This is a genomic window from Burkholderia sp. AU33803 (assembly GCF_002223095.1).
GTDB lineage: Bacteria > Pseudomonadota > Gammaproteobacteria > Burkholderiales > Burkholderiaceae > Burkholderia.
This window is the reverse complement of sequence record NZ_NKFJ01000004.1, coordinates 514,792-536,131: the sequence shown is the minus strand read 5'-3', so window position 1 is coordinate 536,131 and position 21,340 is coordinate 514,792. Positions and strand designations below refer to the sequence as shown.

20 protein-coding genes, 1 tRNA gene, 1 pseudogene and 1 riboswitch are annotated in these 21,340 nt (G+C 65.9%); of the genes and pseudogenes, 15 read left to right on the top strand and 7 right to left on the bottom strand.

Annotated features, from left to right (window positions below):
* The first annotated feature begins 14 nt into the window (after window positions 1–14).
* From CFB41_RS04935 to CFB41_RS04915, 4 genes are all read left to right on the top strand, one after another.
* Window positions 15–1,040, top strand: coding sequence for an adenosine deaminase (locus CFB41_RS04935; RefSeq protein WP_089455792.1), 1,026 nt, complete (start codon window positions 15–17; stop codon window positions 1,038–1,040).
* Between the two features lie 26 nt (window positions 1,041–1,066).
* Window positions 1,067–1,381 carry a hypothetical protein gene (locus tag CFB41_RS04930; protein WP_256940844.1) on the top strand — a complete coding sequence of 105 codons (315 nt, stop codon included), beginning with the start codon at window positions 1,067–1,069 and terminating at the stop codon, window positions 1,379–1,381.
* Window positions 1,382–1,397: 16 nt separating this feature from the next.
* Window positions 1,398–2,714, top strand: coding sequence for a guanine deaminase (guaD, locus tag CFB41_RS04925; RefSeq protein WP_089455791.1), 1,317 nt, complete (start codon window positions 1,398–1,400; stop codon window positions 2,712–2,714).
* 154 nt (window positions 2,715–2,868) lie between these two features.
* Window positions 2,869–3,006: riboswitch (yybP-ykoY riboswitch) on the top strand.
* A 78-nt stretch (window positions 3,007–3,084) separates the two neighbouring features.
* Window positions 3,085–3,657: a TMEM165/GDT1 family protein gene (locus CFB41_RS04915; RefSeq protein WP_046545165.1), complete on the top strand. Its 573-nt coding sequence runs from the start codon at window positions 3,085–3,087 to the stop codon at window positions 3,655–3,657.
* A 66-nt stretch (window positions 3,658–3,723) separates the two neighbouring features.
* Here CFB41_RS04915 and CFB41_RS04910 read toward each other — a convergent pair whose 3' ends face one another.
* The gene (locus CFB41_RS04910) at window positions 3,724–4,422 is read right to left on the bottom strand and encodes a DUF4136 domain-containing protein (RefSeq protein WP_089424759.1); all 699 of its coding nucleotides are present in this window, start codon (window positions 4,420–4,422) and stop codon (window positions 3,724–3,726) included.
* A gap of 187 nt (window positions 4,423–4,609) precedes the next feature.
* On the opposite strand from CFB41_RS04910, the gene pepN reads away from it, so the two are divergent.
* The 7 genes from pepN (at window position 4,610) to CFB41_RS04875 (ending at window position 12,502) form a co-directional block, all read left to right on the top strand.
* Window positions 4,610–7,303, top strand: coding sequence for an aminopeptidase N (gene pepN / locus CFB41_RS04905; RefSeq protein WP_089455790.1), 2,694 nt, complete (start codon window positions 4,610–4,612; stop codon window positions 7,301–7,303).
* Window positions 7,304–7,583: 280 nt separating this feature from the next.
* The gene (locus CFB41_RS04900; protein WP_089439471.1) at window positions 7,584–8,597 is read left to right on the top strand and encodes a class 1 fructose-bisphosphatase; all 1,014 of its coding nucleotides are present in this window, start codon (window positions 7,584–7,586) and stop codon (window positions 8,595–8,597) included.
* Between the two features lie 208 nt (window positions 8,598–8,805).
* Window positions 8,806–8,881, top strand: a tRNA-Thr gene (locus CFB41_RS04895).
* A gap of 185 nt (window positions 8,882–9,066) precedes the next feature.
* Window positions 9,067–9,876 (top strand): LuxR C-terminal-related transcriptional regulator, encoded by an 810-nt coding sequence (locus CFB41_RS04890; protein WP_089455789.1) that lies wholly within the window; start codon window positions 9,067–9,069, stop codon window positions 9,874–9,876.
* Between the two features lie 165 nt (window positions 9,877–10,041).
* On the top strand, window positions 10,042–11,775 hold the full coding sequence (locus CFB41_RS04885; protein ID WP_089455788.1) for an FAD-dependent oxidoreductase: 1,734 nt from the start codon (window positions 10,042–10,044) through the stop codon (window positions 11,773–11,775).
* Window positions 11,772–11,984 carry a hypothetical protein gene (locus CFB41_RS04880; RefSeq protein ID WP_089455787.1) on the top strand — a complete coding sequence of 71 codons (213 nt, stop codon included), beginning with the start codon at window positions 11,772–11,774 and terminating at the stop codon, window positions 11,982–11,984. The genes CFB41_RS04885 and CFB41_RS04880 overlap by 4 nt, the downstream gene beginning before the upstream one ends.
* Window positions 11,985–12,247: 263 nt before the next feature.
* Window positions 12,248–12,502, top strand: a complete 255-nt coding sequence (locus CFB41_RS04875) for a GlsB/YeaQ/YmgE family stress response membrane protein (RefSeq protein ID WP_089439467.1) — start codon at window positions 12,248–12,250, stop codon at window positions 12,500–12,502.
* Between the two features lie 76 nt (window positions 12,503–12,578).
* Here CFB41_RS04875 and CFB41_RS38920 read toward each other — a convergent pair.
* The 3 genes and pseudogenes from CFB41_RS38920 to CFB41_RS04865 all read right to left on the bottom strand — a co-directional run.
* Window positions 12,579–12,737 (bottom strand): annotated as a pseudogene (locus tag CFB41_RS38920) (TlpA family protein disulfide reductase); the annotation flags it as partial.
* Between the two features lie 45 nt (window positions 12,738–12,782).
* Window positions 12,783–15,143, bottom strand: a complete 2,361-nt coding sequence (locus CFB41_RS04870) for a TonB-dependent receptor (RefSeq protein WP_089455785.1) — start codon at window positions 15,141–15,143, stop codon at window positions 12,783–12,785.
* A 124-nt stretch (window positions 15,144–15,267) separates the two neighbouring features.
* Entirely contained in the window at window positions 15,268–15,657 is a 390-nt protein-coding gene (locus CFB41_RS04865) for a DUF2946 domain-containing protein (RefSeq protein ID WP_089455784.1), read from the bottom strand.
* Between the two features lie 197 nt (window positions 15,658–15,854).
* Between CFB41_RS04865 and CFB41_RS38050 the strand changes: the two genes are divergently transcribed.
* Complete coding sequence (locus CFB41_RS38050) at window positions 15,855–16,001, top strand: hypothetical protein (protein ID WP_006756195.1); 147 nt, start codon at window positions 15,855–15,857, stop codon at window positions 15,999–16,001.
* A gap of 223 nt (window positions 16,002–16,224) precedes the next feature.
* Entirely contained in the window at window positions 16,225–16,818 is a 594-nt protein-coding gene (locus CFB41_RS04860) for a chorismate mutase (RefSeq protein ID WP_089455783.1), read from the top strand.
* 35 nt (window positions 16,819–16,853) lie between these two features.
* On the opposite strand, the gene CFB41_RS04855 is transcribed toward CFB41_RS04860, so the two are convergent.
* Window positions 16,854–17,990, bottom strand: coding sequence for an exonuclease domain-containing protein (locus CFB41_RS04855; protein ID WP_089455782.1), 1,137 nt, complete (start codon window positions 17,988–17,990; stop codon window positions 16,854–16,856).
* 141 nt (window positions 17,991–18,131) lie between these two features.
* Window positions 18,132–18,335: a cold-shock protein gene (locus CFB41_RS04850; RefSeq protein WP_011351289.1), complete on the bottom strand. Its 204-nt coding sequence runs from the start codon at window positions 18,333–18,335 to the stop codon at window positions 18,132–18,134.
* 400 nt (window positions 18,336–18,735) lie between these two features.
* On the opposite strand from CFB41_RS04850, the gene CFB41_RS04845 reads away from it, so the two are divergent.
* Both CFB41_RS04845 and CFB41_RS04840 read left to right on the top strand, forming a co-directional pair.
* The gene (locus CFB41_RS04845; RefSeq protein WP_089439462.1) at window positions 18,736–19,002 is read left to right on the top strand and encodes a hypothetical protein; all 267 of its coding nucleotides are present in this window, start codon (window positions 18,736–18,738) and stop codon (window positions 19,000–19,002) included.
* A 499-nt stretch (window positions 19,003–19,501) separates the two neighbouring features.
* The gene (locus tag CFB41_RS04840; RefSeq protein ID WP_089439461.1) at window positions 19,502–20,653 is read left to right on the top strand and encodes a porin; all 1,152 of its coding nucleotides are present in this window, start codon (window positions 19,502–19,504) and stop codon (window positions 20,651–20,653) included.
* Between the two features lie 82 nt (window positions 20,654–20,735).
* Here the strand turns inward: CFB41_RS04840 and greB are convergent, their stop codons facing one another.
* Window positions 20,736–21,299: a transcription elongation factor GreB gene (gene greB, locus CFB41_RS04835; protein WP_089455781.1), complete on the bottom strand. Its 564-nt coding sequence runs from the start codon at window positions 21,297–21,299 to the stop codon at window positions 20,736–20,738.
* Between the last annotated feature and the right edge of the window lie 41 nt (window positions 21,300–21,340).

The window sequence follows — 21,340 nt, the reverse complement described above, 5'->3', positions numbered from 1 at the left end:
CCAAGAACGACGCCATGACCCCGACATTCAAGGACAAGATTGCCCGCGCGCCGAAAGCGGAGCTGCATATCCATATCGAAGGCTCGCTCGAGCCCGAACTGATTTTCGCGCTCGCGGAGCGCAACGGCGTGAAGCTCGCGTACGACTCGATCGACGCGCTGCGTGCCGCATACGCGTTCACCGACCTGCAGTCGTTCCTCGACATCTATTACGCCGGCGCGAGCGTGCTGCTGACCGAGCAGGATTTCTACGACATGACGGCCGCGTACTGCGAACGCGCGCTCGCCGACAACGTCGTCCACACCGAGCTGTTCTTCGATCCGCAGACGCACACCGAGCGCGGCGTGCCGATCGAGACGGTGGTCGCGGGCATCGAGCGTGCACTCGCCGATGCCGAACAACGCGGGCTGTCGAGCAAGCTGATCCTGTGCTTCCTGCGCCACCTGTCCGAAGAGGACGCGCTCGCGACGTTCGAATCCGCGCTGCCGCTGTTCGAGCGCTATCGCCATCGCCTGATTGGCGTCGGTCTCGACTCGTCCGAGCTCGGCCATCCGCCGACGAAGTTCGCACGCGTGTTCGAGAAGGCGCGCGCGCTCGGGCTGAAGCTCGTCGCACACGCAGGCGAGGAAGGCCCGCCCGCGTACATCTACGAAGCGCTCGACGTGCTGAAGGTCGACCGGATCGACCACGGCGTGCGCAGCATCGAGGATCCGGCGCTCGTCGAGCGCCTTGCGAAATCCCGCACGGCGCTCACCGTCTGCCCGCTGTCGAACCTGAAGCTGTGCGTGTTCGACGACATGGCGAAGCACACGCTGAAGGCGCTGCTCGATCGCGGCGTCGCGGTGACGATCAACTCCGACGATCCGGCCTATTTCGGCGGCTACGTCAATGAAAACTACTTCGCGACGGCCGAAGGGCTGCAACTCACGGATGCCGAAGTCCATGCGGTGATCCGCAACGGCTTCGAGGCGTCGTTCATCGAACCGGCGCAGCGCGACGCACTGTACGCGCGCCTCGACGCGTACTGGCAGGCCGCGTGACGGCCCGCATCGAGGAACGCTGACAGATGAAACACGGCAACGGCATCCGCTTCGCGACCACCGGCCCGGCCTTGCGCCGGGACGACCGCGTGCGTGAGCGTGCGGCCGCGGCGCTGTGCGTCGGCGCTCGCGCGTGCCTGCCGTCGCGATTTGCCGTTTCGCTCGCCACCGCATCGGTCGTGGGCGCAACGGCTGCGAGGCCCGCCGGCAACCACTCGCCGGCGGCTTCGCCCGCGCAATCGCTTCCGGTCGTGCCGCACGCAGCGTGCCGCACCCGCTCGCCAGGCACCGCCTTGCCCTCGTGCGGCGTCGCCCGTTTTCTTCTGTTCGCCTTACCTTGATGCAGGACCATTCGTCATGACGCAAACCGCTTTCCGTTCCCAGCTGCTGACCTTCAACGGCGACCCGGCCCAATCGAGCCAGGCCGCGAATTACGAGACCGACGGCCTCCTGGTCGTGGACGACGGCAAGGTCGTCGCGGCCGGCCCGTACGCGCAACTCGCTGCGACGCTCGCGCGCGACGCGATCGTCCATGACCTGCGCGACAAGCTGATCGTGCCCGGCTTCATCGACACGCACATCCACTATCCGCAGACCGACATGATCGCGTCGCCGGCGCCGGGCCTGCTGCCGTGGCTGGACAAGTACACGTTCCCGACCGAGCGCCAGTTCGGCGATCCCCAGCATGCGCGCGAAGTCGCCGACTTCTTCGTCGACGAACTGCTCGCGTGCGGCACGACGAGCGCGCTCGTCTATTGCACGGTGCACAAGCAGTCGGCCGACGCGCTGTTCGCGGCGAGCGATGCGCGCGACCTGCGGATGATCGCGGGCAAGGTGCTGATGGACCGCAACTGCCCCGAATTCCTGCGCGATACCGCGCAATCGGGTTATGACGACAGTGCCGAGCTGATCGACCGCTGGCACGGCAAGGGCCGCCAGATGTACGCGCTCACGCCGCGCTTCGCGCCGACGTCGACCGAGGCGCAGCTCGAGGCGTGCAGCGAACTCGCGCGCCGCCATCCGGACGTGTTCGTGCAGAGCCACGTCGCGGAAAACGTCGACGAGGTGAAATGGGTGGCCGAGCTGTTCCCCGGCCATCGCAGCTATCTCGACATCTACGACCGCTACGGGCTGCTGCGCCCGCGCGCGGTGTACGGCCACTGCATCCACCTCGACGACGAGGACCGCCGCCGGATGGCCGAGACACGCACCGTCGTCGCGCACTGCCCGACGTCGAACTTCTTCCTCGGCAGCGGGCTGTTCGATTTCGACAAGGCCGGCGAATACGACGTGCCGGTCACGCTCGCGACCGACGTCGGCGGCGGCACGTCGTTCTCGATGCTGCAGACGATGAACGAAGCGCACAAGGTCGCGCGGTTGTCGGGCCACCACCTGACCGCGACGCGGATGTTCTGGCTCGCAACCGCCGGCGCCGCGCAGGCGCTCGACCTCGCCGACACGGTCGGCACGCTCGCCCCGCGCACCGAGGCCGACTTCGTCGTGCTCGATCCGCAGGCCACGCCGCTGCTCGCGCGCCGCACGAAGCGCGCGGATTCGCTCGAGGAACTGCTGTTCGCGTTCGCGCTGCTCGGCGACGACCGTGCGGTGTATCGCACCTATGCGGCCGGCCAACTCGTCCACGAGCGCGGCGCGGCACGCCGCCCTGCCGCGTAACGACCTGCCGGGGTTCGCCTCGGCACGCGCGGGCCTCCACCGCCGCGCGTGCCGGGCCGCGCGCCGCCGAAATTACCGTAGGCCAACCCCGCCCCGACCCCGGGGCGCTGAGCCCGCCAACCGCTTTCCCGCGCGCAACGCGCCGTGCTAAAATTCGCCGCTCATTGGGGAGTAGCCGCTCCGCTCGATGTCCCGCGCTCCCGGCGCGCATCGTGACGGAGGCGTCCGTCAACAGACTTGGCCGTACGGCCATGGCGGACGCAGCCACCTAGGCCTGGCGAGACCGATGGTTCACAGCGCGCCGCATCAGGGCCCGGCGCGCGGTGGATCGTCGCTCGCACGCACAACATCGGCCCGTGGAACCCCATCCGTGTCCCAAGCCTTCCTGATCTCCACCGGCGCCGTCGCCCTCGCTGAAATCGGCGACAAGACCCAACTGCTTTCCCTCGTACTGGCCGCGCGCTATCGCAAGCCGGTGCCGATCATCCTCGGCGTGCTCGTCGCGACGCTCGTGAACCACGGTTTCGCCGGCGCGCTCGGCGAGTGGCTCGGCGTGCTCGTCACGCCGTCGATCATGCGCTGGGCGCTTGCGTTCTCGTTCATCGCGATGGGGTTGTGGATCCTCGTGCCGGACAAGCTCGATGCCGACGAAGCCAATGCCAACCGCTCGCGGCTCGGCGTGTTCGGTGCGACCCTCGTCGCATTCTTTCTCGCGGAAATGGGCGACAAGACGCAGATCGCGACCGTCGCGCTGGCCGCGCGCTTCCAGGACTACATCGGTGTCGTGGCCGGCACGACGTTCGGGATGATGCTCGCGAACGTGCCCGCGATCCTGCTCGGCGACCGCTTCGCGCACCGCCTGCCGACGAAGCTCGTGCACGCGATCGCGGCCGTGCTGTTCGTCGTGCTCGGCGCGCTGGCGCTGCTGGGTATCGGGGTCTGACTATCGGGGTCTGACGAAAGGGCATGGCCGGCGCGGCCGGACGGCCGCGCCGGGCGGGATCCCGCGTTACTTCGCGGCGGCAGCACCCGACGCGGGCGCGGCCGGCACCACGCGTTCGTTGGCAGCCGGCGCCGCCGGGCCGCCGCGCTTGTCGACCGGCAGCCGGACCGAACGAACCGCGCCGTTGGACAGCGGGAAGTCGGCGAGCGCACTGCGCGCGAGGAACGGCATCGCGTACAGCAGCGTACCGTTGTCGCCGGTCGTGCGCGCGGACACGTTGTACACCTCCTTGCCCGTCGCGCGCTCGGTGATGCGGATGCCGAGCGTGTAGTCGAACACCTGGTACGTCTGCGCGACGTAGCCGGCCGGCATTGGCCCCCAGGGACCCCACGGGCCCCACGGCCCGCGCCGCCAGTACGGCCCGGGCGCGAACCACGGATCGTAATAGACCGGCTGCGGCACCGTCACGAGATCGCTGCCGACCGCGTAAGTCAGCCCGACGAGGTATCGCGCCTGCGCCTGCGGCACCTGCCGGAACGCATACGTCGACAACTCGTTCGCGACGATCGGCTCGTAGGTCGACTGCTCGATGCTGTTCTTCTGCGCCTCGGTACGCGTGAACGCATAGGTGCGTGTCGCGTCGCTGCCGCTCCAGTCGGAGAAGGCCGTGACCTGGGTCGTCACATAGCTGGTGCAGCCGGTCAGCAGCGCCACGCACAGCACTGCCGCCCAGCCCGCCCCGCGTTGAATCCATTCGCGTTTCATGTTGATCCTCTTCGATCCGTCACCCGTTCGTCGCACCGCGCGAACCGTAACGGGATGCCGATAATACGCGGACTCCCGGAACCGGTAAAAAGTTCGCCCGGCACGCGGCCGCCAGCCTTTGTACAATGGCCCGGTTCGCCCGGCCCGTGCCACGGGCCCGTCCCCCACTCCACCGATCTCGACGACCATGTCCGACAACGCCTCCTCCACCGTGATCCGCCGCGCCGACTACACGCCGCCGGCCTTCCTCATCGATGCCGTCGCGCTCGAATTCGATCTCGCGCCGGCCCGTACGATCGTCAGGAATACGATGCGCGTGCGCCGCAATCCGGACGCCGCGCCCGCGCCGCACCTGGAGCTGATGGGCGAAGCGCTCGAATTCCTCGGCGCGCACGTGGACGGCGCGCCGCATGGCGCCGTGCGTGCGCACGAACACGGGCTGACGGTCGAGAACGTGCCCGAAGCGTTCGAGCTGACGCTCGAAAGCGCCTGCGCACCCGACCAGAATACGACGCTGTCGGGCCTCTATGTGTCGAGCGGCAACTTCTTCACGCAGTGCGAAGCTGAAGGCTTTCGCCGCATCACCTATTTCCTCGATCGCCCGGACGTGATGGCGTCGTACACGGTGACGCTGCGCGCCGACAAGGCCGCGTACCCGGTGCTGCTGTCGAACGGCAACCTCGTCGATTCCGGCGACCTGCCCGACGGCCGCCACTTCGCGAAATGGGAAGACCCGTTCCGCAAGCCGAGCTACCTGTTCGCGCTGGTTGCGGGCAAGCTCGTCGCGATCGAGGAGAAGATCACGTCCGGCTCGGGCAAGGAGAAGCTGCTGCAGGTGTGGGTCGAGCCGGCCGATCTCGACAAGACGCGTCACGCGATGGATTCGCTGATCCACTCGATCCGCTGGGACGAGCGACGCTTCGGCCTCGAGCTCGATCTCGACCGCTTCATGATCGTCGCGGTGGGCGACTTCAACATGGGCGCGATGGAGAACAAGGGGCTCAACATCTTCAACACGAAGTACGTGCTGGCGAACCCCGAGACCGCGACCGACACCGACTTCGCGAACATCGAATCGGTGGTCGGCCACGAGTACTTCCACAACTGGACCGGCAACCGCGTGACCTGCCGCGACTGGTTCCAGCTGAGCCTGAAGGAAGGCCTGACGGTGTTCCGCGACCAGGAATTCTCGGCCGACATGGCCGCGGGCGACGATCTCGAATCGGCGGCCCGCGCGGTCAAGCGCATCGAGGACGTGCGCGTGCTGCGCCAGCTGCAGTTCGCCGAGGACGCGGGCCCGATGGCGCATCCGGTGCGCCCGGAAAGCTACGTCGAGATCAACAACTTCTACACGATGACCGTCTACGAGAAAGGTTCGGAAGTCGTGCGGATGTACCAGACGCTGTTCGGCCGCGACGGCTTCCGCAAGGGGATGGACCTGTATTTCAAGCGCCACGACGGGCACGCGGTGACCTGCGACGACTTCCGTCACGCGATGGCCGACGCGAACGGGCGCGATCTCGCGCAGTTCGAGCACTGGTACAGCCAGGCCGGCACGCCGCGCGTGTCGGTGCGCACCGCGTACGACGCGGCCGCACGCCGCTACACGGTGACGCTCGCGCAGGGCTACGGCGACGCGTCTCCGGCCGCGCGCGACACGCAGCAAGGGCCGCTGCTGATCCCGTTCGCGATCGGCCTGATCGGGCGCGACGGCCGCGACCTGCCGCTGCGTCTCGACGGCGAAGCCGCCGCCGCAGGCACGACGCGCGTGCTCGACTTCACCGACACCGAGCAGACTTTCACGTTCGTCGACGTGCCGGAACAGCCGCTGCCGTCGCTGCTGCGCAATTTCTCGTCGCCGGTGATCGTCGAGTACGACTACAGCGACGATGACCTCGCGTTCCTGCTCGCGCACGACAGCGATCCGTTCAACCGCTGGGAGGCCGGCCAGCGCCTCGCGACACGCGCGCTGCTGACGCTCGCCGCGCGTGCGGCCGCGAACGAGCCGCTCACGCTCGGCGAGAACTTCGTCGCCGCATTCCGCCGTGTGCTGACTGATGAAAGCCTGTCGCCCGCATTCCGCGAACTCGCGCTGACGCTGCCGTCTGAAACCTACCTCGCCGACCAGATGGCCGAAGCCGATCCGGCCGCCGTGCATCGCGCGCGCCAGTTCGTGCGCCGCCGGCTCGCCACCGCGCTGCGCGCGGAATGGCTCGCCGCCTACGAGCAGCACCAGACGCCCGGCGCCTACGAACCGACGCCGGAGGCCTCGGGCCGCCGCGCGCTGAAGAACCTCGCGCTCGCCTATCTCGCCGAACTCGAGGATCCGGCCGATGCGGTGCGCCTCGCGAGCGCGCAATACGATGCGGCGAACAACATGACCGATCGCGCGGCCGCGCTCGGCGCGCTGCTGTCCGCCGCGGCCGCCGGCGCGACCGAACCGGCCGAGCACGCGCTCGACGATTTCTATCGTCGCTTCGAGAAGGAAGCGCTCGTGATCGACAAGTGGTTCGCGATGCAGGCCGCGCAACGCGGCACGCCCGCGCAGCCGACGCTCGCAAAGGTTCGCAAGCTGCTCGCGCATCCGGCGTTCAACCTGAAGAATCCGAACCGCGCCCGCTCGCTGATCTTCAGCTTCTGCGCGGCCAACCCCGCGCAATTCCATGCGGCGGACGGTTCGGGCTACGCGTTCTGGGCCGAACAGGTGCTCGCGCTCGACGCGATCAACCCGCAGGTCGCCGCACGCCTCGCGCGCTCGCTGGAACTGTGGCGCCGCTTTACGCCGGCGCTGCGCGACCGGATGCGCGAAGCGCTCGAGCAGGTCGCCGCCGGTGCGAAATCGCGTGACGTGCGCGAGATCGTCGAGAAGGCGCTCGCGTAACGCCATCGCCCGCATCGCGCCTGCGCGATACAGCCGGTGCCGCCCATCGCGGCACCGGCTTTTTTTGGTGTGAAGACTGCTGGAACCGCGCGCAATCGCAGGGGTCGAGCGCGCCGCCTGCCGCTGGCATCAAGCGCGTCCCGCCGGTTTCCACCACCGGAAAACCGGGCCGGGCCGCCCGCCCGGCCATGTAACCGGACGAAAAAAGCCGGTGGCACGGGAGGCGCGGCGGGTAAAATTGCGGCTATTCAAGGATTCTTTTGGCCTTCCGGAGTCTGTCATGTCCATTGCCCGCCGCACCACGCTGTCGAAGTTCCTGATCGAACAGCAACGTGAGACCAACAACCTCCCCGCCGACCTGCGCCTGCTGATCGAAGTCGTCGCACGCGCATGCAAGGCGATCAGCTACAACGTGTCGAAGGGTGCGCTCGGCGAAGCGCTCGGCACCGCCGGCAGCGAGAACGTCCAGGGCGAAGTGCAGAAGAAGCTCGACATCCTGTCGAACGAAATCCTGCTCGACGCGAACGAATGGGGCGGCAACCTCGCCGCGATGGCATCGGAAGAAATGGAAACGTTCTTCCCGATCCCGGCGAACTACCCGCGCGGCGAATACCTGCTCGTGTTCGATCCGCTCGACGGCTCGTCGAACATCGACGTGAACGTGTCGATCGGCACGATCTTCTCGGTGCTGCGCTGCCCGGACGGCAAGCAGGCGACCGAGGAATCGTTCCTGCAACCCGGCACGCAGCAGGTTGCGGCCGGCTACGCCGTGTACGGCCCGCAGACGGTATTCGTGCTGACCACCGGCAACGGTGTGAACTGCTTCACGCTCGACCGCGAAGTCGGCTCGTGGGTGCTCACGCAGAGCAACATGCAGATCCCGGCCGACACGCGCGAGTACGCGATCAACGCATCGAACGCGCGCCACTGGTACGACCCGGTCAAGCGCTACGTCGACGAGCTGAACGCCGGCAAGGACGGCCCGCGCGGCGACAACTTCAACATGCGCTGGATCGCGTCGATGGTGGCCGACGTGCACCGGATCCTGAACCGCGGCGGCATCTTCATGTACCCGGCCGACAAGCGCACGCCCGATCGTCCGGGCAAGCTGCGCCTGATGTACGAAGCGAACCCGATGTCGTTCATCGTCGAACAGGCGGGCGGCGCCGCGACGACCGGCACGCAGCGCATCATGGAAGTGCAGCCGACCGGCCTGCATCAGCGCGTCCCGGTGTTCCTCGGTTCGAAGAACGAAGTCGAGCGCGTGACGGGCTACCATCAAGAAAAGCAATAAATTTGCACTGCAGCACTAGACAGTGTCGCGCGACGTACGTAGAATCGCGGCTCTCGATGTGACCCCAACGGGTCGCATCGCAGTGAACCGAAGCGGGGAAGTTTGCCGAGTCGATGCGTTTCGCGAAACAGCAGCAGCAAGCTGAAAAAATTTCGCAAAACCTATTGCCAAGGTCTCAGATTTCACCTTATAATTTCGTTTCTCTGATGCCGGTGTAGCTCAGTTGGTAGAGCAGCGCATTCGTAATGCGAAGGTCGTAGGTTCGACTCCTATCTCCGGCACCAAGTTATAAAGGGCTGACAAGCAATGCTTGTCAGCCCTTTTCTCATTCCGGGCACCCAATCGTGCGCTGCCCTTCTTCTCTCCGCTTCCGCTCCGCCTGCGGGCTGCGGGCTGCGGGCATCACCCGACTCCCGCGCCGCACGCAGCCGATTACAATCGCCGGACCACTCCGCCCTTTCCGAGCATCATGCGCACCTGGCGTCTCGAGCGACCGAACCTCACCGGGCAACTGGACGTATCACGTGCGACGCGCCTTGTTGCCGCGATCGGCGGCAACGAGCCCAACGCATTCGCAGCCGAAGTGCTGAAGCTGTTCGACGATGCGCTGTCGGTCACGCAATGCACGATCTTCGCGTACGAGTTCGGCAACCGTCCGCGCACGCTATCCGTCGCCGATCATCGCGGCGGCCGCTACCTGCGCGACGTCGCCGACACCTACGCGCGACACTTCTACGCGCTCGACGGCAACCAGAAGATCGTGTCGAGCGCACCCCGCGGCACGCGCCGCCATGACCTGCTGCTGCACCAGCAGGCCGGCGACGAGATCGATCATGAAGCGTATCGAGCGGCCTGCTACCGCGGCCCCGACGTGTCCGACCGGCTGTCGTTGCTGATGCAGCCCGACGATGCGAGCTGGCTGTCGATCAATTTGTACCGCGCGCATCGCAGCGGCGCGTTCCAGCCGCGCGAGATCGCGGAGATCGAAGCGCTCGCGCCGCTGATCGCGCAGGCCGCGAAGCATCACTACGCGCTCGCCGGTGCCGCGCAGATCGGCATCCCGCAACGGATGCTCGCGCGGTTACGCAGCGCCTGTCCGGCGCTGTCCAAGCGTGAACTCGACGTGCTGCGCGGTGTGCTCGAAGGCCAGACCGCACAAGAGATCAGCGACACGATCGGCGTGAAGGCGTCGAGCGTCGTCACGTACCAGAAACGCGCGTACCGGCGCCTGGGCATCTCGAGCCAGCGCCAGTTGTTCGCGCTCTGCCTGCAGCCCTGAACCGAACGGGCTTGCGATGACCGAATCGGGGTAAATCCCGGTCGGCTTGCTGTACCCGGAATGGGGACAGCGGACTTCCGTCCGGCTTCCATACTACTTCGACTGCCTGCACGCGTTTGCCCCGGCGCGCGTGCACGTCGAACCGCCCACCCCCGGAAGCCAACGATGAATATCGACTTCAAGCCCTACCCGTTCGTCGCCGAGCGCCATCCCGCGTATCTGCCGGCCTGCGACGACGGTATCGATACGCACCGGCATCGCGTAGCGATCGTCGGCGGTGGCCCCGTCGGCCTCGCCGTCGCGCTCGGCCTCGCGAACCATGGCATCCGCAGCGTGCTGCTCGAGGCCGACGATGCGGTCTGCCACGGCAGCCGCGCGATCTGCATCTCGCGGCGTAGCCTCGAAATCATCGAGCGGCTCGGCGCGCTCGACGACTTCCTGCGCACGGGGTTGCCGTGGACCGGCGGACGCAGCTTCTACCGTCGCGACGAAGTGCTGCATTTCACGATGCCGCAGGACGAAAACCAGAAGCTGCCGCCGATGATCAATCTCGCGCAATATCACATCGAGCAGTTCCTGCTCGACGCCGCGCTGCGCCGCCCAGAACTCATCGAGATCCGCTGGCAGACGAAAGTCACCGGCGTGGCCCGGCAACCGGGCGGTGCGCGCCTGGACGTCGACACACCGCTCGGCAGCTACGCACTCGACGCCGACTGGGTCGTCGCATGCGACGGCGGGCGCAGCACGATGCGCGAAGCGCTCGGCCTGTCGCTGCAGGGCACGAGCTACGAGGGCCGCTACGTGATCGTCGACATCGCGCTCGACAGCGACCGGCCGGCCGAACGGCTCGCGTACTTCGACCCGTCGTCGAACCCGGGCTCGACGGTACTCATCCACAAGCAGCCCGACAACGTGTGGCGAATCGACTACCAGTTGCGCGACGATGAGGATCCCGAAACGGCCATCAAGCCGGAGAACGTGATCCCGCGCGTGCAGAACCTGCTCGACACGATGGGCGAGCACGGCGACTGGTCGCCGATCTGGATCACGATCTACAAGGCGAATGCGCTGACGCTCGAACGCTATCGGCACGGCCGCGTGCTGTTCTGCGGCGACGCCGCGCATCTCGTGCCGATCTTCGGCGTGCGCGGCGCGAATTCGGGCATCGACGATGCCGACAACCTTGCATGGAAACTCGCGTACGTGACTCGCGGGCTCGCATCGGACACGCTGCTCGACAACTATTCGGACGAACGCGTGTTCGCGACGCACGAGAACCTGCGCTACGGCACGAAGAGCACCGAGTTCATGGCGCCGCCGTCGTTTGCGTTCGAACTGATGCGCAAGGCCGTGCTGTCGCTCGCGGTCCGGCATCCGGCGCTGCGCTCGCTGATCAATCCGCGCCAGACCACCGCCATCGCGTATGCGACGTCGTCGCTCAACGCAGCCGAACGCGACACGTTTTCAGCCGGCCCCGCGCCCGGCACGGTGCTCGTCGAATGTCCGCTGATGCTGTACACGGCGCATGGCAGCGACATACGCCGCGGCCACCTGACCGATCTCGTCGCCCCGCGCTTCACCGCGTTCTGCTTCACGTCCGACGGCGTGCCCGATCCGACGCTCGTCGATCTTGAACAGCGCCTGCACGCAGCGCGGATACCGTTCGCGCTCGTCACGCTCGCGCGGCATGCGGCGCCGCGGCAACCGGCCTGCGGCGGCCACGACGACGACGGCCGGCTGTTCGACATGTACGGCGCGCGCGACGGCACCGTCTATCTCGTGCGTCCGGACGGTCACGTACTCGGCCGCTGGCACGACGCTCGCGCCGGCGACGTGGCCGCCGCGCTCGAACGCGCACTTCGACCGAGCGCATCAACCGATCCTCAGGAGACCGCATGATGACGAACACCGAACGCGACATGCTCTACACCGACCTGTGCCGCACGATGACGCGTATCGGTGAAGCCGATGCGTCGCTCTTTCTTGCGCGCTTCGCCCTGCTGTCGATAGAAGCGATCGGCGAACCCGCGATCGTCGCACGGCTGATCGCCGACGCAGGCGACGGATTGCCCGACACGGGCATGCACGCATCGATGCACGAACGATGACGCCGATGGCCAACCGATTTCACCGGCAGCCTTTTCTTACAAATTCATTTCGACATGCATTGCCCGTGCGCGAGCCATGCCCTATGTAGACAAATTCCCTGGAAAATCCGGTGAAGGATGCATAACATTACTTAACGATTCCGACCCGCCTATCGCGTTACATTGCGTGGGCGGCGCGGCGAGTCGCGATGCCGCCTTCATTCAGCTTGCGGCAGCGCAGCCCGACGTCCGGTCAATCGACACAACTCAAGGAGAGGACAACCATGGCTCATGGCTTGATTATGTGGCTCATCATCGGTGCGATCGCCGGCTGGCTTGCCGGCTTGCTCGTCAAGGGCGGCGGCTTCGGGCTGATCGTCGACATCATCGTGGGGATCGTCGGCGCAGTGATCGGCGGCTGGCTCGCCGGGATACTCGGCATCAGCGTCGGCAGCGGCTTCATCGGTTCGGTGATCGTCGCGGTCGTCGGCGCGGTGATCCTGCTGTTCGTGATCCGGCTATTCAAGCGAGCGGCCTGACGCTTCTCTCCACGCGCCTTCGGGCGCGTTTTCGCCTCAGGCCGGCGCGCGGCACGCTCGCCGCGCGCCGGCCCGTTCAGTGCTTCGCGCGCTGCAACCAGCCGTCGGGTATGTCGGCCGCCAGCAGTCCACCGCGCGCTACGCGTGCATCATCGCGCCCGATCCATAGGGTGCGCGGCATCTCCCCTCGCCATCCCGCATCGAGCGCCGCGCGCAAACGCTCGGGCATCGGCTGACGACAGTAACGCGCACTACAGCGCTCCGCCTGCCGCGAGCGATCTCACAGCGACCATTTCAGTTCTCCATAGAAAGTACGGCCCGGATACGGGTGGAACACGTAGTAGCGGCGATCCGTCAGGTTGTCGATGCCGAGCGACGCAGTCCAGTGACGGTCGAAGCGGTAGCGCGCCTTCAGGTCGACGACCGTGAACGAGCTCGTGCCGCCGTAGACGTCCGGGTTCACGTCGCTGTTGTCGAGCGTGTTGAACTGACGGCCCGAGTAGCGTACGCCGACGCTCGCGAGCCAGTGCTCGTCGAAGCGATACGACGCGAGCAGGTTCGCACGCATGCGCGGAATCCGCGGAAAGCGCGAGCCGACATACGCGGGATTCGCGGCATCGGCGAGGATCTGCGCATTGCTTGCCGACACGTTCGCGTCGATCGCGAGCCCCTTCAAACCGACGTTCTCGCCGCTGAACGCGAGTTCGACGCCGCGCACGCGCACGCGATCGACGTTCGAGACGTTGGTCACCGTCGTCGCGCCCGACACCGTCGCCTGGCTGTAGATCGAATCGCGCAGGTCGCTCTGGAACACGCTGGCACGCACGACGCCGACACCCACGTCGCGCTCGGCCGTGAAGTCCCAGTCGATCGCCTTTTCCGGCCGCAGGTTCGGGTTGTTGTTGACGATCGCGTTGTTCGAGATCGTGCCCTGGAACAGTTCGCCGACCGTCGGGAAACGCGTGCCGGTCGCGAACGACAGCCTGAAGCGCCACACGTCGGTCGCATCCCATTGCAACGCGACCTTCGGCGACAGCGCATTCGCGCCGCGGTCCGCATAGCCGAGCGTGCCCGTTGCATTGCCGAGCGCACCGCCATACGCATCCCAGCGCTCGTAGCGCAGCCCCAGCGTCGCGAGCCAGCCCGGCGCGAAGCGCCACGCGTCCTGCCCGAACAGCGCCTGCGTGCGCGTGTCGCCGCGATAGACGCTCGACAGCGACGTGGTCGGCCCGGCCAGCCAGTCGGCCGTGTTGTACGTGACGTTGCGCAGGAAGTAGTTGTCGTAGTGATAGCCGAACGTGAACGTGTGGCCCCTCGCTTCCGGCGCCTCGGCCTTCAGGTCGAGCGTGCGCCAGCCGGTGCCGTCGCCCTGAAATAGCGTGCCTGCACCACCCTGCACGGTCGACGCCGAGCGTTGCACGTCGCGCGACACGTCGAACGCGGACACGACGCCCGACAGCCGCCAGCCGGAATCGAGCCGGCCATTCAGGCCGAGCGCATACAGCCAGTTCTCCTGGTCGCCGCGCTGCGGCGCGAACGCGTTCGGCGCGACGGTCATGTTCCGGCCGCCGATCGACACGTTGCCGCCATAGACCGGGCCGCCTGCCGCATCGCGCAGGAAGGTTTCGCCGTGCTGCCGGTAATGGTTCTCCCAATGCCCGAGCGTGAGCGTCGCATCGACGTGGTCGGTGAACGCATAGCCCATCCGCACCGTCTCGTTGAGCTGCTCGGTCCGCTCGATCGTCTGCGCGCCGACGATCGTCCGCGGCTTGCCATTGGGCCCAATGTCGGTCGCGGCGCCCGTCACGGGCACGGCCGCGCCGAGCGTCGGGTTGTATGCCGAATTGGGGCTCGCATACTGCATCGGCTGCCCGTTGTTCTCGAGCCGGTCGAGCGACAGCGCGAACCAGAACCGGCCGACCCGGTTCGCGATCCGCGCGGTCTGGTGATTGCCGCCGAAGCTGTCCGCGAATCCGTAGCCGTCGTGGTAGCGCTGCGTGAAGAACTGCGTCGACAGCGACGCCTCGAGCTTTTCCGGGCGGCGCGTCGTGAGCAGCACGGTCGAGCCGATCGAGTTACCCGGATACAGCGCTGAAAAGGGACCATAGAGCACGTCGACGCGCGCGATATCGTCCGGCGGAATCAGCGACCAGCGCGGCGGATACGCGTAGCTCGACCCGAGCAGGTTCGACAGCAGTACGCCGTCGGCGTAGACGAGCCCGCGCGCGCTCTGCAGTTCGTTGAAGTCGCGACCGGCGAACACGCTGTTGCGGTCGCCGATATAGCGCTTGCGGACCATCAGGTTCGGCGCGTACTTCAGCGCGTCCTCGGTGGTGACGTTGGTGTGGGACTCGATCTGCTCGCGCGTGATCGACGTGACGACGGCCGGTGTATCCGGATCGACCGGTTGCCGCTGCGCGGTCACGCTGACGGCGGTCAGCGTCTCGCCGGCCGCCGGCGGCGCGATTGCGACGGCCGAAGCGGGAGCGGCGGCATCGGCGGCACGCTCGACGCCACCGCGCGTGGTTGCGCTGCGTGCAGCGTCGGTCGAGGCCGCATGGGCGGTGGGCCACGCGAAAGCGGCCGCGCATGCGAGCGCGAGCCGACCGCGCGACGGCCGCGCGGCGAAGGGAGAGGACATGAGTGAATTCCTGAAAACGTGATCGGACGCCGCCGGACACGAGCACGCGCCGCGCACGGACGGCGCGGCACGCGGCCCGGCCGCGGACGGCACGCGCGCCACCGGCGCGCGCGAACGACATTAGTCAGATCGGAGCGTTTTCAGGCGGGGCGCGAGGCTGCGCGAGACGGATGCCCGGGCGGGGAAAATCGGCAATGGCGGGCGCGGCCGCGCGATAGGCGAACGTCCGCACGAAGCCCGGCAGGGCCGGCAGGCTCGATCCGAGCGCCACGTTCGCCGCGAAGCCGGGGCAGTACACGCAGTGCGGCACGCCGACATGATCGAACGACGACGTATCGTGCTCGCCGCCCGCCTGCGCGAGCACGACCTGGCGGCCGCCCGCTGCACTGCACAACTCGAGCGTGAGCTCGCCGGAGCCGCTCGATGCAAGACGCGCATAGACGAGGACGGGCGACAGTACGTTCAGTACCAGCGCCAGCCATACGAGGCCGATCCATCGCGTCGTTCGTTTCATCGCGGTCCAGAAAAAGTGCGCGCAAGTATAACAAGCGGCCCGATTGTTGCCGATTCCGCACGATGCAATAGTCGGCATCGCAGCGCGCGTCAGAGCGCATGTGCCGTTAATACAACAGAGACAAAATCTAACGATTCGCCACTGGCATAAATCCAAGCACGAGGTTGATAATCATCGAACCTGCTGGAGAAATGACCATGGACGAAAGACCAACCCGCATGCCACCGCCCGAGCAAGTGATGAGCCCGGATCCGGAACCCGTCGGCGTGGAATTCCTCGCCGAATTGCCCGACCACGTGCGGGCATTCTTCGACGAGCAGCACAAGCTGTACTCGCCGAAGTGAACGCCTGTTCGGTTCTGTAACCGCCACGTGCCGATCCTCGCTATCGTGCGGTTCATCAATGCGCATCGCGCGCAATTCGCCTCGCACCCGGGCCGCAATAGCCTGACGGTGCTGGATCAGCTCGCCTGCTGATTCTCCGGTCGCTGCGCTACGCCGCGCGACTGTCTTCGTCTATCCTTCTGGTTTTCCACCTCCGGCCCGCCCGGCTCTCCCGATCGTTCCGATGAAGCAAGCCATTCGTGCCAGCCTCGCTGTCGCCGCGCTCGGCGTCGCCCTCCTTTCGTCCCCGCGCCTCGCCAATGCAGACGGTGACGACACTGCCCTCACCAATATCGTCGCGCTCGCGTCGCAGCGGCTCGCGCTCGCCGAACCGGTCGCGCGATGGAAATGGGCGAATCACAAGGCCATCGAGGACCGGCCGCGCGAAGCGGAACTGCTCGTGTCGGTCGAGAAGCGCGCGGCACAGGCCGGCGTCGATCCCGCGTTCGCACGGACGTTCTTCGAGGATCAGATCACCGCGAGCAAGGATGTGCAGAATGCGCTGTTCGCGACCTGGCGCGCGACGCGGCCGCCGGAAGGCACGCCGCCCGACCTCGCGACCAGCACGCGCCCGGCGCTCGACCGGCTGACGCAGAAAATGCTCGCGGGGCTCGCGCAGGTTGCACCGCTGCGGGATGCGCCTGATTGCCAGGCGCGGCTCGCGCGCAGCATCGCCAACTGGAAGACGCTCACGCGCTACGACGCCACGCAAACTCAGGCGCTCGACATCGCGCTTTCGCACGTCTGCGCGGCCGGCGGCGCAAGCGCGATCGGCTGACGACCGCGGGCGCGGGTCGCGCGAGCTCGCCCTGATTAACCCGCCTGCCCCGCAGGCGTGAGCGCGGCGAGCGGAATCAGCTGCAGGCCGCGGGCGAGATGCGTCTGCAGCAGCCGGTGGGTGAAGGGCTCGAACGCACCGTCCGTCCCGTCGGCCGCGAGCTGGGCGGCCGCGTCGAGCGACTCCGCCGCGCCGAGATAGCGCCAGCCGTCGATCACATGAAACAGGTTGCGCTCACCGCTCGCCTCGAATGCGACCGCGCCTTCGAACGGCCAGGGCGCAGCGCCGGCACGGGCGTCGGCCGCGGGGCGCCGGTTGTATGCCGGCCGCAGCCGGACAATCCATTGCGCTTCGGCCAGCATCGCCCCCAACTCGTTGCCGGTATCGCGCCATTCGACCCGCCGCACCTGCTGCGCCAGTCGCATTTCCTTCGACGAACGGCGCTCGCCCGTCAGCAGCGCGCGCAGCCGCTGCCGCACACGCACGCTGCGGCCGACATACAGCGGCACATCCTCCTCCCCGAACAGCGCGTACGCACCGCAGCCGGGCGGCGCGGTATCGAGCCAGGCTTCGGTCAGGTCGCCGCCCAGACGGAAGTGGCGCGTCGTGCGCGCGATCTGCTCGCGCAGCCGCTCGAGCGGCACGATGTCGTGCAACAGGCGCCAGAACTGCCACAGCAGGTCGGCGTCCGCCAGCGCGCGGTGGCGCGCGGCCGGCACAAGGCCGTGACGTTCGATCAACGCGTCGAGGCCGTGCCGCGATTCACGCGGGAACAGCGCCTTCGACAGCCGCACCGTACACAGCACATCGGGGTTGAACGCGAAGCCGGCGCGCTCGAATTCGGCCCGCAGGAAGCCGCGGTCGAAGCTCGCGTTATGCGCGACGAAAAGCTTGCCGTCGAGCCGCTCGAACAAACCCGGCGCCAGCGACGCAAATGACGGCGCATCGCGCACCATCTCGTCCGAAATGCCCGTCAGTTGCTGGATGAACGGCGGAATGGGCTGCCCCGGATCGACGAGCGTCGTCCACGTCGACACCCCGAACGGGCCGATTTCGACCACGCCGATTTCGGTGATGCGGTGTTCGGCGGGCGAGCCGCCAGTGGTTTCAAGGTCGACGAAAACGAGCGGCTGTTCGCTGGCGGGATCGGACGGTCGGGGGGAATCAGACATGAAAAGACTGGGAAACGATGCTTCCGTGAGTATGCACCGGCATTCGGGTTCGCGGCCAGCCTGAAGCCGAATGTTCCGCCCCCGTAAAACAAAAAGCCCCCGCAATGCGGGGGCCGGACGTGATCGGCAATGCGTGGCGCGTCAGACCGCCTGGATATTCGCTGCCTGCTTGCCTTTCGGCCCGACTTTCACGTCGAACGAAACACGCTGGTTTTCCTTCAGCGTCTTGAAGCCGTCCATCTTGATTTCGGAAAAGTGTGCAAACAAATCTTCACCGCCATTGTCCGACGTAATAAAGCCGAAACCTTTAGCATCGTTAAACCATTTCACGATACCGGTATCCATGTCTTCGTTCCCCACTCGATTAGATCCAAAAAAGCTATTTTTATAGCCGTTTCCCGAAATCCCGAAACATTGCGCCAGCACCCACACCAGCACCAGCACGCCGCCCGAGGACGGAGTGCTGACTTTATAAATTGGACAATCCGGGCGCGTCAAGAAAATTTTTGACGATAGTTTTATCAAAAAAGCGCTAATACCACTGGAATCGGTACACCGGCACCTTTGATTAATTGATTCGCATCAAAAACCTGTCAATATTACCGGGATCAGAACATTAATAATCGTGGCCGTGAAATTCCTACCGGGGACAAATCGGCTCGGTAAATTCCTCGGGTTTTTTCCGGGTTGCGGAAACCCGGGGACATTGCGATGCTCACTTAACGTCGGAAGGAAGGAGAAGGTCATGTGGCTGGACGGAATCAAGCGCTTCGCGAGCCGGCTCGGACGCGTACACCGCAAGTCCCGCGCCCTGGCCGAGTCCTCGCGCGAAGCGCCGTGCGACACCGAATTCGATACGACCTGGCATGGCGATCACTGGCAGAACCTGCTCTCGTCGCCTCTCGATGCCCGTCACTACGTGATGGAAGACTGGACATACACGCCGCCCCCCAACGAAGCCAAGGAGGCCGCACCCGCGGCCAAGCGCAAACGGCGCTCGTTCGCGCAATAACGCGCGAATCGATGGGGCAAAAAAAAGCGCGACTGGGAAGTCGCGCCGACAAAGGTTTGGAGATCTTTTCCGTCAACGAAAAAGTCTGCTTCGGAAAGCAGAGATCGCAGTATAGCGAGAGAACAACCTTTCATTAGCCATGCTCCGCACAAACCTCTATTGCCGATGTGTCAATAATCGGATGACGACGGTCCGCGTCTCCGGCTGACCATCTGTCGCGATCGCGCAACGCTCGCTACGTAGTCCTGATCGCCATTTTTCTTCGCTGCACCGCCGCAAATCCTTGATGGTCAATCGTTTGCGCCATATCGCCGATCTTTGCGGATTCCAAAATATATTATTGCTTAAAGCGCATCGCTCCCCCACTCCACGCTCTCCGTACACTGCAAATGGCTTTTGATAAGCGCACCGCCGCTCTGCCGGACCGGCCGCAACGTCAAGCACAACACGCCAGTCCGCAGCAGGTTCGATCGACATCTTCCTGTTTGGAGACAGATCCATGAAAAAAACCCTGATCGTCACCGCGTTGTCGGGTGTATTCGTTACGGCGGCTCACGCCCAAAGCAGCGTGACGCTCTATGGCCTGATCGATGCAGGCATCACCTATACGAACAACCAGGGCGGCCACAGCTCATGGTCGGAACGCAGCGGCCAGATCAACGGCAGCCGCTGGGGCCTGCGCGGCACGGAAGATCTCGGTGGCGGCCTGAAAGCAATCTTCGTGTTGGAAAACGGCTTCAACATCGCCAACGGCACGCTCGGCCAGAATGGCCGCGAATTCGGCCGCCAGGCGTTCGTCGGTCTGTCTCATGACCAGTTCGGCGCCGTCACCCTCGGTCGCCAATACGATAGCGTCGTCGACTACATCGGGCCGCTGTCGCTGACCGGCACGCAATTCGGCGGCACCCAGTTTGCCCACCCGTTCGACAACGACAACCTGAACAATTCGTTCCGGATCAATAACGCCGTCAAGTACACGAGCATCAATTTCGGCGGTCTGAAGTTCGGCGCGTTGTACGGTTTCTCGAACAGCAACCAGTTCTCGAACAATCGCGCATACAGCGCGGGCGTGTCGTACACCTATGCCGGCTTCAATATCGGCGCCGGCTACCTGCAGTTGAACAATGACATCTCGGGCCTCACGTCGGCGGCAGTCACCAACAGCGGCGGCGCGGTGGCGGGCGACAATACGTTCGTCGGCAAGCGTCAGCGCGTATTCGGCGGCGGCCTGAACTACACGTTCGGTCCGGCAACGGCCGGCTTCGTGTTCACGCAATCGCGCGTGAACCGGGCGCTCGGTATCTCCGCGGGTGCCTCGGGCGTGTCGAACGGGCTGGGTCTCGACGGCACGTTTGCCCGCTTCAACAACTACGAAGTGAACGCGCGCTACGCGCTCACGCCGGCGTTGTCGCTTGCCGGGTCGTACACGTACACCGCCGGCTTCCTGGACGGCCGCCATCCGGGCTGGAACCAGTTCAACCTGCAGACCGACTATGCCCTGTCCAAGCGGACCGACGTGTATGTGCAAGGCGTGTATCAGCGCGTCAGCACGGACGGCCTGGGCATCGGCGCCTATGTCAATGGCCTCGGTGGCGCTTCATCGACCAACAAGCAGATCGCGGTCACGGCCGGCCTGCGCCATCGCTTCTGAGCCACCGGCATTCCGCCGCACGCCGGATGACGAAGCGCCCCATCGGGGCGCTTTTTCTTTGCCGGGCCGCGCCGTGCGCCGCTCAGGCGTTGCCCGGTGCCGGGTAACGGACGTCGAGCACGTCGATCGGCTGCGGGCCGGCCGGCGTCATCAGCATGACGGTATCGCCGATCTTCGCCTTGATCAGTGCGCGCGCGACCGGCGAAATCCAGCTGACGCAGCCGCGATCGAGATCGACCTCGTCGATCCCGACGATCGTGATCGTGTGAACCTCGCCGTCCGGTGTCTCGTAATCGACCGTTGCGCCGAAAAACACCTGGTCGACATTCTCCTGCCGGCTCGCATCGACGACTTCGGCCAGATCGAGCCGCTTCGTCAGGAAGCGGATGCGGCGATCGATCTCGCGAAGCCGCCGCTTGCCGTAGATGTAGTCGCCATTCTCCGACCGGTCACCATTCGATGCGGCCCACGACACGAGCCGCACGACCTCGGGACGCTCGACGTCGATCAGGTTCAGCAGTTCGTCCCTCAGCCGCTTGTGGCCGGCGGGCGTGATGTAGTTCTTCGAGCCCGCCGGAATCGCGGGCTGGGCCTGGTCCAGATCGTCGTCGTCGCCGTCCGACTCTTTGACAAACGCCTTGTTCATGATGCGAATTCAACATGGATGACTGATGCTCCAAGGGTACA